We start from the raw sequence: 13,370 nt of genomic DNA on the forward strand, positions 1-13,370 counted from the left end.
ACGAATACGCGAGGCCGCCATTTCATGGAAAGCTACAAGATCCAGCAGCACCTTTATGACGCGATCGTGGTCGGCGCCGGCGGTGCAGGCCTGCGCGCCACCTTCGGTCTGGCCGAGAAGGGCCTCAAGGCCGCCTGCATCACCAAGGTTTTTCCCACCCGCTCGCACACGGTGGCCGCGCAGGGCGGTATTTCCGCTGCGCTGGGCAACATGGGCGAGGATGACTGGCGTTTCCATTTCTACGACACCGTCAAGGGTGGCGACTGGCTGGGCGACCAGGACGCGATCGAGTACATGTGCAAGCACGCACCCGAAGCGGTGATCGAGCTTGAGCATTACGGCGTGCCGTTCTCGCGTACCGAGGAAGGCAAGATCTACCAGCGCCCGTTCGGCGGCATGACCACGCATTACGGCAAGGGCACCGCGCAGCGCACCTGCGCCGCGGCCGACCGTACCGGTCACGCGATCCTTCATACGCTGTACCAGCAGGCGCTGGCACACGACGCCACGTTCTTCGTCGAATACTTCGCGATCGACCTGATCTTCGATGAAGAAGGCGTTTGCCGCGGCGTGCTGGCGCTGGACATGAACGAGGGCACGCTGCACTTCTTCCGCGGCCAGGCCGTGGTGCTGGCCACCGGCGGTTACGGTCGCGCCTATTTCAGTGCCACCTCGGCGCATACCTGCACCGGTGACGGCGGCGGCATGGTGCTGCGCGCGGGCCTGGCGTTGCAGGACATGGAGTTCGTGCAGTTCCATCCCACCGGCATCTATGGCGCGGGCTGCCTGATCACCGAAGGCGTGCGCGGCGAAGGCGGCTTCCTCACCAACTCCTCCGGTGAGCGCTTCATGGAGCGCTACGCGCCGAACGCCAAGGATCTGGCCTCGCGCGACGTGGTCAGCCGCGCGATGACCATCGAGATCCGCGAAGGCCGCGGCGTGGGCGAGCACAAGGACCACATCTTCCTCAACCTCATGCATCTAGGCCCCGAGGTGATCCACGAGCGGCTGCCGGGCATTGCCGAATCGGCGCGCATCTTCGCCGGCGTGGACGTCACCAAGGAGCCGATCCCGGTGTTGCCCACCGTGCACTACAACATGGGTGGCATCCCCACCAACTATCACGGCGAAGTGGTGCAGAAGCGCGGCGACGACGTGGATGCGATCGTGCCTGGCCTGTTCGCGATCGGCGAGGCGGCCTGCGTCTCCGTGCATGGCGGCAACCGGCTGGGTTCCAACTCGCTGCTGGATCTGGTGGTGTTCGGCCGCGCGGTGGCGCATCGCTGCGCTGAACTGATCGAACCCGGCGCGGCGCACAAGGATCTGCCCACCAACGTGCTGGATAAGTCGCTGGCGCGCTTCGACGCGCTTCGCAACGCCGATGGCGGCACGCCGACGGCGCAGATCCGCATGGCCATGCAGCGCACGATGCAGAAGGATGCGGCCGTGTTCCGCACCGGCGAGACGCTGGCCGAAGGCAAGCAGAAGATCTCCGAAGTGTTCGACATGTTCCAGGACGTGAAGGTCAGCGACCGTTCGCTGGTGTGGAACTCCGACCTGATCGAGACGCTGGAGCTCTCCAACCTGCTGGCGCAGGCGGTGGCGACCATGCATTCGGCCGAGCAGCGTCCGGAAAGCCGCGGCGCGCATGCGCGCGAGGATTTCCCCGAGCGCGACGACGCCAACTGGATGAAGCACACCCTGGTGTGGGTGGATGAAGCGGGCAAGTCGCGCTTCGATTTCCGCCCGGTGCACATGAACCCGATGACCGATGAGGTCAAGGCCGTGCCGCCGGCGAAACGCGTTTACTGATCCTGCGTTTGCAGGTGGCATCACATCACACGTTGCGCGGCCGGATAGTGGTTCCGGCCGCCGAACCGAAGGGTCGAGGACATGGGTGAATTCGCGCTACCGAAGAATTCCAAAATTCAGCCGGGCAAGCATTACCCGGCGAAAGATGCGAAGAAGCCACGCACCTTCCGCATCTATCGCTGGTCGCCGGACGACGATCAGAACCCGCGCATCGACACCTACGAGGTCGATCTGGCCGCCTGCGGCCCGATGGTTCTGGACGCGTTGCTGAAGATCAAGAACGAGATCGATCCCACGCTGACCCTGCGTCGTTCGTGCCGCGAAGGCATCTGCGGCAGTTGCGCGATGAATATCGACGGCACCAACACGCTGGCGTGCACCTGCGCCATTGCCGATGCCGGCAAGGGTGGCGGCGACGTGAAGATCTACCCGCTGCCGCACATGCCGGTGGTGAAGGATCTGGTGCCCGACCTCACCCATTTCTATGCGCAGTTCGCTTCGATCAAGCCGTGGATCCGCACCCAGAGCCCGGCCCCCGATCGCGAGCGCCTGCAGTCGCCCGAAGAGCGCAAGAAGCTCGACGGCCTGTACGAATGCATCCTGTGCGCCTGCTGCTCCACCAGCTGCCCGAGCTACTGGTGGAACGGCGACAAGTACCTGGGCCCGGCGATCCTGCTGCAGGCCTACCGCTGGATCGTGGACTCGCGCGACGAGGACACCGGTGCGCGCCTGGACGACCTGGAAGACCCGTTCAAGCTGTATCGCTGCCACACCATCATGAACTGCACGCGTACCTGCCCGAAGGGCTTGAACCCGGCCAAGGCGATTGCCGAGATCAAGAAGCTGATGGTGGAGCGGCGCTCGGCATGATCCCTTCTCCCCGTTTGGGGAGAAGAAGGTGCCCTAAGGGCGGATGAGGGGTGGGTGCTCGCGGGAAAGTCGATCGAAGGGCGGTTTTTTGATGGTGGCTCCGCGCAAGATTGTCCCCCTCTCCTCAATCCTCTCCCCAGAGGGGAGAGGAAGCAAAGGCGGCTTCGCGGCGTTTCCTCATTGGAGCGCCCTCTCCTCAATCTCTCCCCGGTGGGGAGAGGAGGCAAACGAGGCGCTGCGCGCGGATTTGTTATGAATAAGGGCAGACTCCAATGGCGTGCCCGCCGAGGCACTCGCGAACTGGACGCCTTGTTCGGCGGCTGGCTCGACGAACGTTTCGACAGCGCCAGTGAGGCCGAACAGCAGGCGTTCGACGAGTTGCTCGACGTGCAGGACCCGGACCTGTGGGACTGGGTGATGGGCCACGCCAGGCCCGAGCGGCCCGACTGGCAGGCGATCATCGATGACATCCGCGCCCGCCATCGGCTTTGAATACGCACCATCGCGACTGCTGCGACGCTCCCTGATGGTGGTCGCGGCACTGGCCACGCTTGCCGTCGCGCTTTCGGGCCTGGCCATCAGCCTGAAGCTGATGTTGATTGCGGCGGTGGTGCTGGCCACCTGGCAAAGCCTGCAGCCTGCAGCGCAGTCGCCGCTGGCCGCCGCGGGTTGGGATGCCGAAGGCGACTGGACCTTGCGCACCGCCGATCACGAGGACATCGCCGCCACGCTGGCCACGTTCCGCGTGTTCGGCGGCTTCATCCTGTTGCGTTTGCTGACGGTGGAACGCGGCATGCAGATCCTGCTGCTGGCGCCGGACAACAGCGATCGCGATATTCGTCGTCGTCTGCGCATGCGTCTGGCCACCGTGCAGCCTGGCGAAGCACTGCCGCGAATCTGACTGGCGCGCAACGTGTCACAACCCCGGGTTTCGGCGCCCCTGCCGCCGCTGTGCGCCATGCGCTAACGTATACCGTTCCGGCGGCCGTCCGTATCGGCTTTCCCTGCCGCTCCCACGAATCAGGTTGCCATGTTCCGACCGTTAGAACTCTTCATCGGCCTGCGCTACACGCGTGCCAAGCGACGCAACCAGTTCATCTCCTTCATCTCCACCGTATCGATCGTGTGCATCGCGATCAGCGTGATTGCGTTGATCACGGTGATGTCGGTGATGAACGGCTTCGACTACCAGATGCGCGCGCGCATCCTGGGTGCGATCTCGCACGCCACCGTGTCCGGCGTGAACCAGAGCATGGAGGACTGGCCGCGCGCACTGAAAGTCGCCAGCACCAATCCGCATGTGCTGGGCGCCGCGCCGTATGTGGAAAGCGAGGCGATGTTGCTGGCGCGGCGTTCCAGCGGTGCGCTGGTGCGTGGCATCGAGCCTTCGCTGGAACCCAAGGTGGTCGACATCGACAAACACATGGTGGAGGGCTCGCTCGATGCGCTGAAGCCGGGCAGCTGGAACATCGTGCTGGGCAAGGAGCTGGCGATGACGCTGGGTGTCAGCGTGGGCGACCGCGTGACCATGGCCGTTCCCGAATTGCGCGCCACACCGATGGGCGGCGTGCCGCGCATGCGCGGTTTCCATGTTGCGGGCGTGTTCGAGCTGGGTATGGAGCAGTTCGATTCGGGCCTGGCGCTGGTCAACATGAGCGATGCCGAAAAGCTCAACAGCCTCACCGGCCCCACCGGCATCCGGCTGCGCCTGGACAATCTTTTCAATGCCCGCCCGGTGGCGCGCGAGCTGGCCGATCAGCTGGGCCAGGTGTATCGGGTGCAGACCTGGATGGACACCAACGCCAACCTGTTCGCCGCGCTGTCGATGGAAAAGATGGTGATGTTCGTGATCCTGTCGCTGATCATCCTGGTGGCGGTGATCAACCTGATCTCGATGCTGATGATGCTGGTCACCGACAAGCAGGCGGACATCGCGATCCTGCGCACGCTGGGTGCCACGCCGCGCAGCATCATGGGCATGTTCATGGTGCAGGGCGTGCTGGTGGGCTTCGTGGGAATCGGTTTCGGGGTGGGGCTGGGCTCGCTGTTGTCGTGGAAATTGCCCGGCATCATCAAGTGGATCGAGCACACCTTCCACGTGACCTTCCTGTCGCCCGACGTTTATTACATCAGCGAGGTCCCCAGCCGGCTGGACTGGCATGACGTGGGCTGGGTCGCCCTGCTCACGTTTACGTTCTCGCTGCTGGCCACCTTGTATCCCGCGTGGCGCGCTTCGCGCACGCAGCCGGCGCAGGCGCTGCGCTATGAATAAGGCCGTCATGAATTCCACGACTGAAAACGTGCTGCGCGCCAGCCACGTCGCCAAGACCTACCAGGAAGGCGGCTTGCGCACCGACGTGCTGAGCGACGTCAGCTTTGAACTCAAGCGCGGCCAGACGATGGCGATCGTGGGCGCGTCGGGCTCGGGCAAGAGCACGCTGCTGCACATCATCGGCGGGCTCGATACCTTGAGCGCGGGTGAGGTGGAGGTGGATGGACGCCTGCTGTCCACGCTGTCCGATGCCGAGCGCGGCCGCGTGCGCAACCGTTCGCTGGGTTTCATCTACCAGTTCCATCATCTGCTGCCCGAGTTCACCGCGCTGGAAAACGTGTGCATGCCGCTGCTGATTCGCGGCACCGCGATTGCCGAGGCGCAACGCCAGTCGGCCGCGCTGCTGGAGCGGGTGGGGCTGGGCAAGCGCCTGCAGCACAAACCCTCGGAGCTTTCCGGCGGCGAACGCCAGCGCTGCGCGGTGGCGCGCGCGCTGGTGACGCGGCCCGCCTGCGTACTGGGCGACGAGCCCACCGGCAACCTCGACGAAGACAACGCGGCGCAGGTCTACGGCCTGATGCTGGAGCTCAACCAGGAGATCGGCACCAGCTTCGTGCTGGTGACGCACGACACGCGCCTCGCCGCCCGGATGGATCGCACGCTGGTGTTGCATAACGGTATGTTGCAGGAAAAAACTGCCACCTGACCGAAAAGGCCACCACGCCTGTGGGAGCGACTTCAGTCGCGATGCTTCTGCTCTGGAACCCCAAAGCAAGAGCATCGCGACTGAAGTCGCTCCCACTTGAAGGCCGCTCCGACAATTGATATCCCATGCCAAGGCGGGGGCCTACACGTCTTTCGTCCGCTGTGTGGTTGGCGTCGCGCTACGCTCGTTGATCCGACCGCATGGAGCGCAGCGTGGCAAGAATGGGGGCAATACCCGCGGCAAGTATGGGTCTCGCCTTGCTGGTGGGCGTACTGGTCGTCCAGTGGTTGCCGTCGTTGCCGCCCCGTTGGTTCGCGCTTCTGCTGTTGGCTCTCGCCTTGTTGTTGGCGTGGCGGTGGCCACAGGGGCGGTGGGTCGGCTGCATCCTGATCGGTGTGGCGTGGGCGATGTTTCGCGGCGGCCTGGCCGTGGATGCGCGCCTGCCGCGTTCGCTGGAAGGCCGCGACCTGATCGTGATCGGCACCATCGTGGACCTGCCGTTGAAGCGCGATTACGCCAGCAGCTTCGAGTTGCGGGTGGATCGCGCCACGCTGGATGGTCGGCTCCTTCCATGGCGCGGGCGCGTTGCGGTGAGTTGGTACGACGATCCGCCAGTGCTCCATCCCTGCAGTCGCTGGCGCCTGCAATTGCGCCTGAAACGGCCGCGCGGGCTGCTCGATCCGGGCAGCGCGGACAGCGAGCGCACCGCGCTGCAGCGGGGCATCGTGGCGCATGGTTATGTGCGCGACGATGTCGACAATGCGCAGCTCGGCAAGCCCTCCTTGTGCGTGGATGGTGCCCGCGATGCGATCGCCCGTGGCATCGCGGCGCGGGTGCGCGACCCGCATGATGCGGCCCTGTTGCGCGCGTTTGCCGTAGGCGACACGCGTGGCTTGCAGCAGCGTGATTGGGCGGTGGCGCGTGCCAATGGCGTATCGCACCTGATCGCGATTTCCGGCTTCCATGTGGGCGTGGCGGCGGTGTTCGGGCTGGGCCTGGCGACGCTGCTGTATGGCCTGCTGCCACAGTTGGGCCACCGCTTGCCGCGGCCGCAGGCGCAGGCGGCCGCCGCCTTGCTGGCGGCCACGATCTACGCCGCGCTGGCGGGGTTCGGCCTGCCCACCGTGCGCACCTTGCTGATGATCGCGGTGGTCACGCTGGCCCGCTGCGGGCGACGCGGCAGCACCGGCGCGCAATCGCTGGGGCTGGCCATGCTGGCGATCCTGCTGGTCGATCCGCTGGCCGTGCTGGCGGCGGGATTCTGGCTGTCGTTCGTGGGTGTGGCATTCCTGATGTTGTGCCTGCAGGCGCGCGGTCGCGGGCTGCGCGCGTTTCTGCACGAGTTGTCGGCCGGGCAGATGGTGATGACGGTGGGGCTGTTGCCGTTGAGCCTGTGGTTCTTCGGGCAGGCCTCGCTGGTGGGCGCGTTGTCCAACCTGGTCGCGGTGCCGCTGGTCAGTTTCGCGATCGTGCCGTGTGCGCTGGGTGGCACGCTGTTGTTGGGGTTGTGCCCGCCTGCGGCCACGCCAGTGTTGTGGGTGGCCGCGAAGCTGGCCCATGCGCAATGGTGGTTGTTGGAGCAGACGGCTGCCTGGCCTGGCGCGCAGTGGTATCTACCTTCGGTACAACCCTTTGCATTGTTGCTGGCACTGGCCGGCGCGCTATGGTTGTTCATGCCGCGCGGTGTGCCGCTGCGCTGGCTGGGTGCACTGTTGTTCCTTCCGCTGCTGTATCCCGCGCTGGCGCCACCGCCGGCGGGTGCGTTCCGGGTGTGGGTGCTGGACGTGGGGCAGGGCCTGTCGGTGTTGCTGCGCACGCAACACCATGTGCTGGTTTACGACGCGGGCGCGCGTTATCCCTCGGGTTTCGATCTGGGCGAGGCGGTGGTGTTGCCGGCGATGCATGCGCTGGGCATCGGCGAGCTCGACATGCTGATGATCAGTCACGGTGACAACGATCACGCGGGCGGTGCGGAAACAGTTGCCACGGCGTTCCCGCAGGCAACGCGCTACGCCGGCGAACCGTCGCGGATGCAGATCCCGATGCAGCAATGCGTCAGCGGGCAGTCCTGGCGCTGGGATGGCGTGGATTTTCGCGTGCTGAACCCGGCACCCGGCCAGGGTGATCGCGACAACGACAGTTCCTGCGTGCTGCTGGTGCAAGGTCCGCGCGGCCGTCTGCTGCTGGCCGGCGACATCAGTTCGCGGGTGGAGCCGCAGGTGGCTGCGGCGGTCGGGCTGGGCATGGCGCCGTTGCTGGTGGTGCCGCATCACGGCAGCAAGACCTCGTCCAGCGCGGCGTTCATCGCCGCGATCCATCCACCCCTGGCGGTGGTTTCGGCCGGTTGGCGCAACCGTTTCGGGCATCCGAAACCCGAGGTGGTGGCGCGCTATGCGGCGGCTGGCGTGCCGCTGTTCAATACCGCGACCCAGGGCGCCATTCCGCTGGAATTTCCGGCCGATGCGCCCGCGCGGCGCGAACCGGGCTGGCGTTTGCGTCAGCGCCGCTACTGGCGCGAGTGAGCCACTTACTGCCACCTGTGCCGCAGTCGGGCGAAGCGGGACTGCTATCATGCGCGCTCTCGACAGGTCGTCCGATGGGGGCGCAACGTGCTGGAAATCCTGATGGCTGGTGGCTGGGCGATGGTGCCCATCCTGATCTGTTCCGCGGTGGCGCTGGCGATCGTGCTGGAGCGTTGTCTGACGCTGCGCCGCAAGGCCGTGCTGCCGCCCGGGTTGGGTGAGGAGGTACGCCAGTGGGCGCGCGCGGGACAACTGGATCCCAACCATCTGCAGACGCTGGCCAACGGCTCGCCGCTGGGCGAACTGCTGGCCGCGGCGCTGGCGGTGCGCAACCGTCCGCGCGAGCTGATCAAGGAGCGCATCGAGGACACCGGCCGCCATGTGGTGCACCGGATGGAGCGCTACCTCAACACGCTGGGCACGATCGCGCTGATCGGCCCGTTGCTGGGCCTGTTCGGCACCGTGGTCGGCCTGATCCGCATGTTCATGGAGGTGATGGGCGGCGGTATTGGCGACCCGGCAAAAATGGCCGGCGGCATCGGCGAGGCGCTGATCTGCACCGCATCGGGCCTTACCGTGGCGATTCCCGCGTACGTGCTGCATCGCTATTTCCGCTCGCGCGTGGCCGGTTATTGCGTGGATATGGAAAGGCAGGCCACCGCGCTGCTGGACGACCTGACCCTGACCACGCCCGCCGCCACGCCGCGGCCACGCCGCGCACCGGCTCCTTCGGCCACGGGCGCGGGCTGAGGTCACCACGATGCGTATCGGCAACGACCGTCGGCAGGACGATTTCGAGATCAACGTGATCCCGTTGATCGACGTGCTGCTCACCCTGCTGATGTTCTTCGTGCTCACCAGCACCTTCATCCAGCACTCGCGGCTGCAGGTGACCCTGCCCAACGCCAGCACCTCCGATCGCGACATGAACGCGCCCACGCTGACCGTGATGATCGATCGCGAAGGCCGCTTCTATGTCGGCAGCGACGAGGTCATGGGCGAGGGCATCGACCCGCTCAAGCAGGCCATCACCAGCCATGCGGGCAGTGACCGCGAGCGGCCGGTGACGATTCGCGCCGACGCCAACACGCCGCACCAGGATGTGGTGACGGCGATGGATGCGCTGGGCCAGCTCGGCTTCAGCCGGCTGTCGATCGCCACCACGCCCACGGCGACGGGCGCCACGGAGTGAAGCACCGCCCGGCCATGGCACCGGTGGCCGACAGCTGGGGCGTCTATCGCCGGCTGCTCGGTTACACGCGACGGTACTGGCCGGTCGCGCTGGTGGCGGTGGTCGGCATGCTGGTCGACGGTGGCGGGCTGGCGCTGTTCACCGGCCTGCTGCAGCCGATGATCGACACGTTGTTCACCCGCAAGGACCCGTACCTGATCTTCTGGATGCCGATCTGGATCATCGGGATCTTCCTGGTGCGTTCGTTCGGCACATTCGTCAGCGATTACGGCGTCTCCTATATCGGCCGGCATGTGGTGCAGGCGATGCAGCACGATGTCTTCGACGCCTATCTGCGGCTGCCCGCGCCTTATTTCGGCAGCGAGCCCTCCGGCGAGCAGGTTTCGCGCGTCACCTATACGAGCGAGCAGGTGGCCGCCGCTTCCAGCAGCGCCGCGAAGATTGCCATCACCGACGGTTTCACCGTGATCGCGATGCTGGGCGTGATGCTTTATTACAGCCCCTATCTCACGCTTTCGCTGCTGGTGATGGTGCCGGCGATCGCGCTGGTGGCCACCGTGGTGAGCCGCCGTTATCGCCAGATCAGCCGCCGCATCCAAGGCACCATGGGCTCGGTCACGGGCACGGTGGAGGAGTCGGTGGGCGCGCATCGCGAGGTGCGGATCTATGGCGGCCAGCAGCACGAGGCGCAGCGCTTCGACGAGATCACCCGCCACACCCGCCGGCTCAATCTGAAGATCGCCGCCACCAATGCGGCGTCCAGTTCCACCGTGCAACTGGTGGCCGCGATGGCGCTGGCGGCGCTGGTCTACCTGGGCACGCGACCGCAGGTGCTCAACGTGATGTCGCCGGGTGTGTTTTTCTCCGTGCTCACCGCGATGGGCACCATGCTGCCTTCGCTGAAGCGCCTCACCAGCGTGCAGGCGAACATCCAGCGCGGGCTGTCCGCGGCCGATGACATCTTCCAGGTGATCGACCTGCCGCCGGAAGTGGACCAGGGTGTTCGCGAGCTGTCGCGCACCCGCGGTGACCTGCGTTTCGAGGCAGTGCGGCTGGTCTACCCGCGCAACGGTTTCGAGGCGCTGCGCGGCGTGGATCTCCACTGCGCACCAGGTAGCGTGACGGCACTGGTGGGCCGCTCGGGTAGCGGCAAGAGCAGCCTGGTGGGCATGCTGCCGCGCTTCTACGAACCCAGCGCCGGACGCATCGTGCTCGATGGCGAGGACTACCGCGATTACACGCTGGCCTCGCTGCGCCGGCAGATTGCCTGGGTCGGCCAATCGGTGGTGCTGTTTGACGACACCGTGGCCAACAACATCGCCTACGGTGAACTGGCTGGTGCCAGCGAGGCGGAAATCATCGCCGCGGCCGAGGCGGCCAATGCGATGGAATTCATCGCGCGCATGCCCGAAGGCATCCATACCCGCATCGGCCAGAGCGGCAACATGCTCTCCGGCGGCCAGCGCCAGCGCATCGCGATTGCGCGGGCGATCCTGAAGAACGCGCCGATCCTGGTGCTGGACGAAGCGACCAGCGCGCTGGATACCGAATCGGAGCGGCTGATCCAGCAGGCGCTGCAGCGATTGATGCGCGACCGCACCACGTTGGTGATCGCCCACCGCCTGTCCACGGTGGAGGATGCCGACCAGATCGCGGTGATGGATCAGGGCTGCATCGTGGAGCGCGGCACGCATCCGGAATTGATCGCACTGGGTGGCCACTACGCCGCACTGCACCGGATGCAGTTCAGCGAGCAGACCATCGCCCAAGGCAGCGACTGAGGGTTCGTCATGGCGCTGGTCGACACGCTCGAAGCGGCCTGGTACGGCGATGCCCGCGCCCCTTGGTGGACGCGGCCGTTGGCGGCGCTTTACAGCACGGTCATCCATCTGCGCCGGGCGCTCTACCACCTGGGCTGGCTGCGGCGCGTGCAACTGGATGCGCCCGTGATCGTGATCGGCAACATCAGCGTGGGCGGCACCGGCAAGACCCCGCTGACGATCGCGGTGGTCGAGGCGCTGCGCACGCAGGGTTATCGGCCGGGCGTGGTAAGCCGCGGCTATGGCGGCAGCCAGCGCGAGCCGATGTTGCTGGGCGACAAACCCGATCCGGCGCAGGTGGGTGACGAGCCCTGCCTGATCCACGCCAGCGGCGTGCCGGTGGCGGTGGGGCGCGATCGTCCTGCCGCCGCGCAGTTGCTGCTCGACGCCGGCTGCAATGTGCTGGTTGCCGACGACGGCCTGCAACACTACGCCCTGGCGCGTGACGTGGAGATCGGCGTGGTGGACGGCACCCGCCGCTTCGGCAACGAGCGCCTGTTGCCCGCCGGCCCGCTGCGCGAACCGATGCAGCGCTGGGAGCGATTGAATTTTCGGGTATGCAACGGCGGCACGCCGGTAGCGGATGAATATCCGATGCGGTTGCGCGGCCAGGTGGCGATGTCGTTGACCGATGCGCGCAAGCAACCGCTGCGCGACTTCGGCGGCCAGCGGGTGCATGCGGTGGCGGCGATCGGTCACCCGGAGCGCTTCTTCGACAGCCTGCGGGCGGCGGGTATCGAGGTGATCGCGCATGCGTTCGCCGATCACCACGCCTTTGCGGCGGCGGAGCTGGATTTTGCCGATGGCCTGCCGGTGTTGATGACCGACAAGGATGCGGTCAAATGCCGTGCGTTCGCCCAGCCGCACTGGTGGCGCGTGCCGGTGCGCGCGGAGTTGCCGGCGGCGTTTTTCAAGGCGCTGGCCGCGCGCATGAGCCGGCTGTCACGCCACTGATTCACCACCCACAAGGACGGTCCGCACCAGCGCGCCGCCGATCCAGTAACACAGCGCCGCCGGCTGCTTCACGTTCCATATCACCAGGTCGGCCCGTTGCCCCGGCGCCAGCGTGCCGCAATCGTCCATGCCCAGCGCGCGCGCCGCGTTGACGGTGACGCCGCGCAGCGCTTCCTCCGGTGTCAACCGGAACAAGGTGCAGGCCATGCCCGCGGCCAGCCGCAGCGACAGCAGCGGTGAAGTGCCGGGGTTGCAATCAGTGGCGATCGCCATCGGCACGCCGTGCTGGCGCAGCAGGTCGATCGGCGGGCGCTTCGTTTCGCGCAACGCGTAGAACGCGCCCGGCAGCAACACGGCCACCGTGCCGGCGACGGCCATCGCCCGGATGCCGGCTTCGCCGAGGTGTTCCAGATGGTCGGCGGAAAGCCCGCCGTATTCGGCCACCAGCGCCGCGCCGTCCAGGTCGGACAACTGCTCGGCGTGCAGCTTCACCGGCAGGCCCAGTTGCTTCGCGCGCTCGAACAGGCGGCGGGTTTCCTCGCGGCTGAAACCGATGCTTTCGCAGAACGCATCCACCGCATCGACCAACCCTTCGGCGGCCAGCGCCGGCAGCATGGTGTCGCAGACCAGGCCCACGTAGGCATCGCGCCGGTCGCGGTATTCCGGCGGCAACGCATGCAGGCCCAGGAAGCTGGTGCGCACGCTGATGCCCAGTTCGCGGCCGATGCGCCGGGCCACGCGCAGCATGCGGCGCTCGCTGTCCAGATCCAGCCCATAACCGGACTTGATCTCCAGCGTGGTGACGCCATCGGCCAGCAGCGCCTGGGCCCGCGGTAGGGAGTGGGCGAACAGTTGCTCCTCGCTGGCGGCGCGGGTGGCGTTGACGCTGGCGACGATGCCGCCGCCGGCGCGGGCGATCTCCTCGTAGCTGGCGCCGTTGAGCCGCAAGTCGAATTCATGGACGCGATCGCCGCCGAACACCAGGTGGGTGTGGCAGTCGATCAGGCCCGGCGTCACCAATGCACCGTCCAGCGATTCCACGGTCACCGCCAGGGCACCGGGCGCGTCGGGCAACGCCTCCATGCGACCCAGCCACGCGATGCGGCCATGATGCATCGCGATGGCGCCGTGCTCGATCAATCCGTATGGCGCATCGCCGGCAAACGTGGCCAGTGTGGCGTTCAACAGCAGCCGATCCCAGCGTGATTCGCTCATGGTGGTG

General features: G+C 66.5%; 12 protein-coding genes. 11 read left to right on the forward strand and 1 reads right to left on the reverse strand.

The window, feature by feature from the left end:
* Positions 1–24: 24 nt before the first annotated feature.
* The 11 genes from sdhA (at position 25) to lpxK (ending at position 12,148) form a co-directional block, all read left to right on the forward strand.
* The gene (sdhA, locus tag ASD68_RS01840) at positions 25–1,812 is read left to right on the forward strand and encodes a succinate dehydrogenase flavoprotein subunit (RefSeq protein WP_056602834.1); all 1,788 of its coding nucleotides are present in this window, start codon (positions 25–27) and stop codon (positions 1,810–1,812) included.
* Positions 1,813–1,893: 81 nt separating this feature from the next.
* On the forward strand, positions 1,894–2,682 hold the full coding sequence (locus ASD68_RS01845) for a succinate dehydrogenase iron-sulfur subunit (protein WP_056078128.1): 789 nt from the start codon (positions 1,894–1,896) through the stop codon (positions 2,680–2,682).
* 252 nt (positions 2,683–2,934) lie between these two features.
* Positions 2,935–3,174, forward strand: a complete 240-nt coding sequence (locus tag ASD68_RS01850) for a succinate dehydrogenase assembly factor 2 (RefSeq protein WP_056602837.1) — start codon at positions 2,935–2,937, stop codon at positions 3,172–3,174.
* Positions 3,146–3,583 (forward strand): protein YgfX, encoded by a 438-nt coding sequence (locus tag ASD68_RS01855; protein WP_056602840.1) that lies wholly within the window; start codon positions 3,146–3,148, stop codon positions 3,581–3,583. The genes ASD68_RS01850 and ASD68_RS01855 overlap by 29 nt, the downstream gene beginning before the upstream one ends.
* A gap of 129 nt (positions 3,584–3,712) precedes the next feature.
* Positions 3,713–4,954: a lipoprotein-releasing ABC transporter permease subunit gene (locus ASD68_RS01860; RefSeq protein WP_056602843.1), complete on the forward strand. Its 1,242-nt coding sequence runs from the start codon at positions 3,713–3,715 to the stop codon at positions 4,952–4,954.
* A gap of 7 nt (positions 4,955–4,961) precedes the next feature.
* Positions 4,962–5,660: a lipoprotein-releasing ABC transporter ATP-binding protein LolD gene (gene lolD / locus ASD68_RS01865; protein ID WP_056602846.1), complete on the forward strand. Its 699-nt coding sequence runs from the start codon at positions 4,962–4,964 to the stop codon at positions 5,658–5,660.
* 245 nt (positions 5,661–5,905) lie between these two features.
* On the forward strand, positions 5,906–8,182 hold the full coding sequence (locus ASD68_RS01870) for a DNA internalization-related competence protein ComEC/Rec2 (protein ID WP_235578605.1): 2,277 nt from the start codon (positions 5,906–5,908) through the stop codon (positions 8,180–8,182).
* A gap of 102 nt (positions 8,183–8,284) precedes the next feature.
* Positions 8,285–8,932: a MotA/TolQ/ExbB proton channel family protein gene (locus ASD68_RS01875; protein WP_056605019.1), complete on the forward strand. Its 648-nt coding sequence runs from the start codon at positions 8,285–8,287 to the stop codon at positions 8,930–8,932.
* 10 nt (positions 8,933–8,942) lie between these two features.
* Positions 8,943–9,374 carry a biopolymer transporter ExbD gene (locus ASD68_RS01880; RefSeq protein WP_056602848.1) on the forward strand — a complete coding sequence of 144 codons (432 nt, stop codon included), beginning with the start codon at positions 8,943–8,945 and terminating at the stop codon, positions 9,372–9,374.
* A 14-nt stretch (positions 9,375–9,388) separates the two neighbouring features.
* Positions 9,389–11,155, forward strand: a complete 1,767-nt coding sequence (msbA, locus tag ASD68_RS01885) for a lipid A export permease/ATP-binding protein MsbA (RefSeq protein WP_056605021.1) — start codon at positions 9,389–9,391, stop codon at positions 11,153–11,155.
* 9 nt (positions 11,156–11,164) lie between these two features.
* Positions 11,165–12,148: a tetraacyldisaccharide 4'-kinase gene (gene lpxK, locus ASD68_RS01890; protein ID WP_056602851.1), complete on the forward strand. Its 984-nt coding sequence runs from the start codon at positions 11,165–11,167 to the stop codon at positions 12,146–12,148.
* On the opposite strand, the gene hutI is transcribed toward lpxK, so the two are convergent.
* Complete coding sequence (gene hutI, locus ASD68_RS01895; protein ID WP_056602854.1) at positions 12,137–13,363, reverse strand: imidazolonepropionase; 1,227 nt, start codon at positions 13,361–13,363, stop codon at positions 12,137–12,139. The genes lpxK and hutI overlap by 12 nt on opposite strands.
* Between the last annotated feature and the right edge of the window lie 7 nt (positions 13,364–13,370).

The sequence above is a fragment of the Rhodanobacter sp. Root627 genome, assembly GCF_001427835.1.
Taxonomy (GTDB): domain Bacteria; phylum Pseudomonadota; class Gammaproteobacteria; order Xanthomonadales; family Rhodanobacteraceae; genus Rhodanobacter; species Rhodanobacter ginsenosidimutans.

What these genes read in the sequence shown, in the direction of transcription:
- ASD68_RS01860 (WP_056602843.1), top strand. Translation starts at nt 3,713, where the DNA reads ATGTTCCGACCGTTAGAACTCTTCATCGGCCTGCGCTACACGCGTGCC.
- sdhA (WP_056602834.1), top strand. Translation starts at nt 25, where the DNA reads ATGGAAAGCTACAAGATCCAGCAGCACCTTTATGACGCGATCGTGGTC.
- lolD (WP_056602846.1), top strand. Translation starts at nt 4,962, where the DNA reads ATGAATTCCACGACTGAAAACGTGCTGCGCGCCAGCCACGTCGCCAAG.
- lpxK (WP_056602851.1), top strand. Translation starts at nt 11,165, where the DNA reads ATGGCGCTGGTCGACACGCTCGAAGCGGCCTGGTACGGCGATGCCCGC.
- ASD68_RS01845 (WP_056078128.1), top strand. Translation starts at nt 1,894, where the DNA reads ATGGGTGAATTCGCGCTACCGAAGAATTCCAAAATTCAGCCGGGCAAG.
- ASD68_RS01880 (WP_056602848.1), top strand. Translation starts at nt 8,943, where the DNA reads ATGCGTATCGGCAACGACCGTCGGCAGGACGATTTCGAGATCAACGTG.
- ASD68_RS01875 (WP_056605019.1), top strand. Translation starts at nt 8,285, where the DNA reads ATGGCTGGTGGCTGGGCGATGGTGCCCATCCTGATCTGTTCCGCGGTG.
- ASD68_RS01855 (WP_056602840.1), top strand. Translation starts at nt 3,146, where the DNA reads ATGACATCCGCGCCCGCCATCGGCTTTGAATACGCACCATCGCGACTG.
- ASD68_RS01870 (WP_235578605.1), top strand. Translation starts at nt 5,906, where the DNA reads ATGGGTCTCGCCTTGCTGGTGGGCGTACTGGTCGTCCAGTGGTTGCCG.
- ASD68_RS01850 (WP_056602837.1), top strand. Translation starts at nt 2,935, where the DNA reads ATGAATAAGGGCAGACTCCAATGGCGTGCCCGCCGAGGCACTCGCGAA.
- hutI (WP_056602854.1), bottom strand. Translation starts at nt 13,363, where the DNA reads ATGAGCGAATCACGCTGGGATCGGCTGCTGTTGAACGCCACACTGGCC.
- msbA (WP_056605021.1), top strand. Translation starts at nt 9,389, where the DNA reads ATGGCACCGGTGGCCGACAGCTGGGGCGTCTATCGCCGGCTGCTCGGT.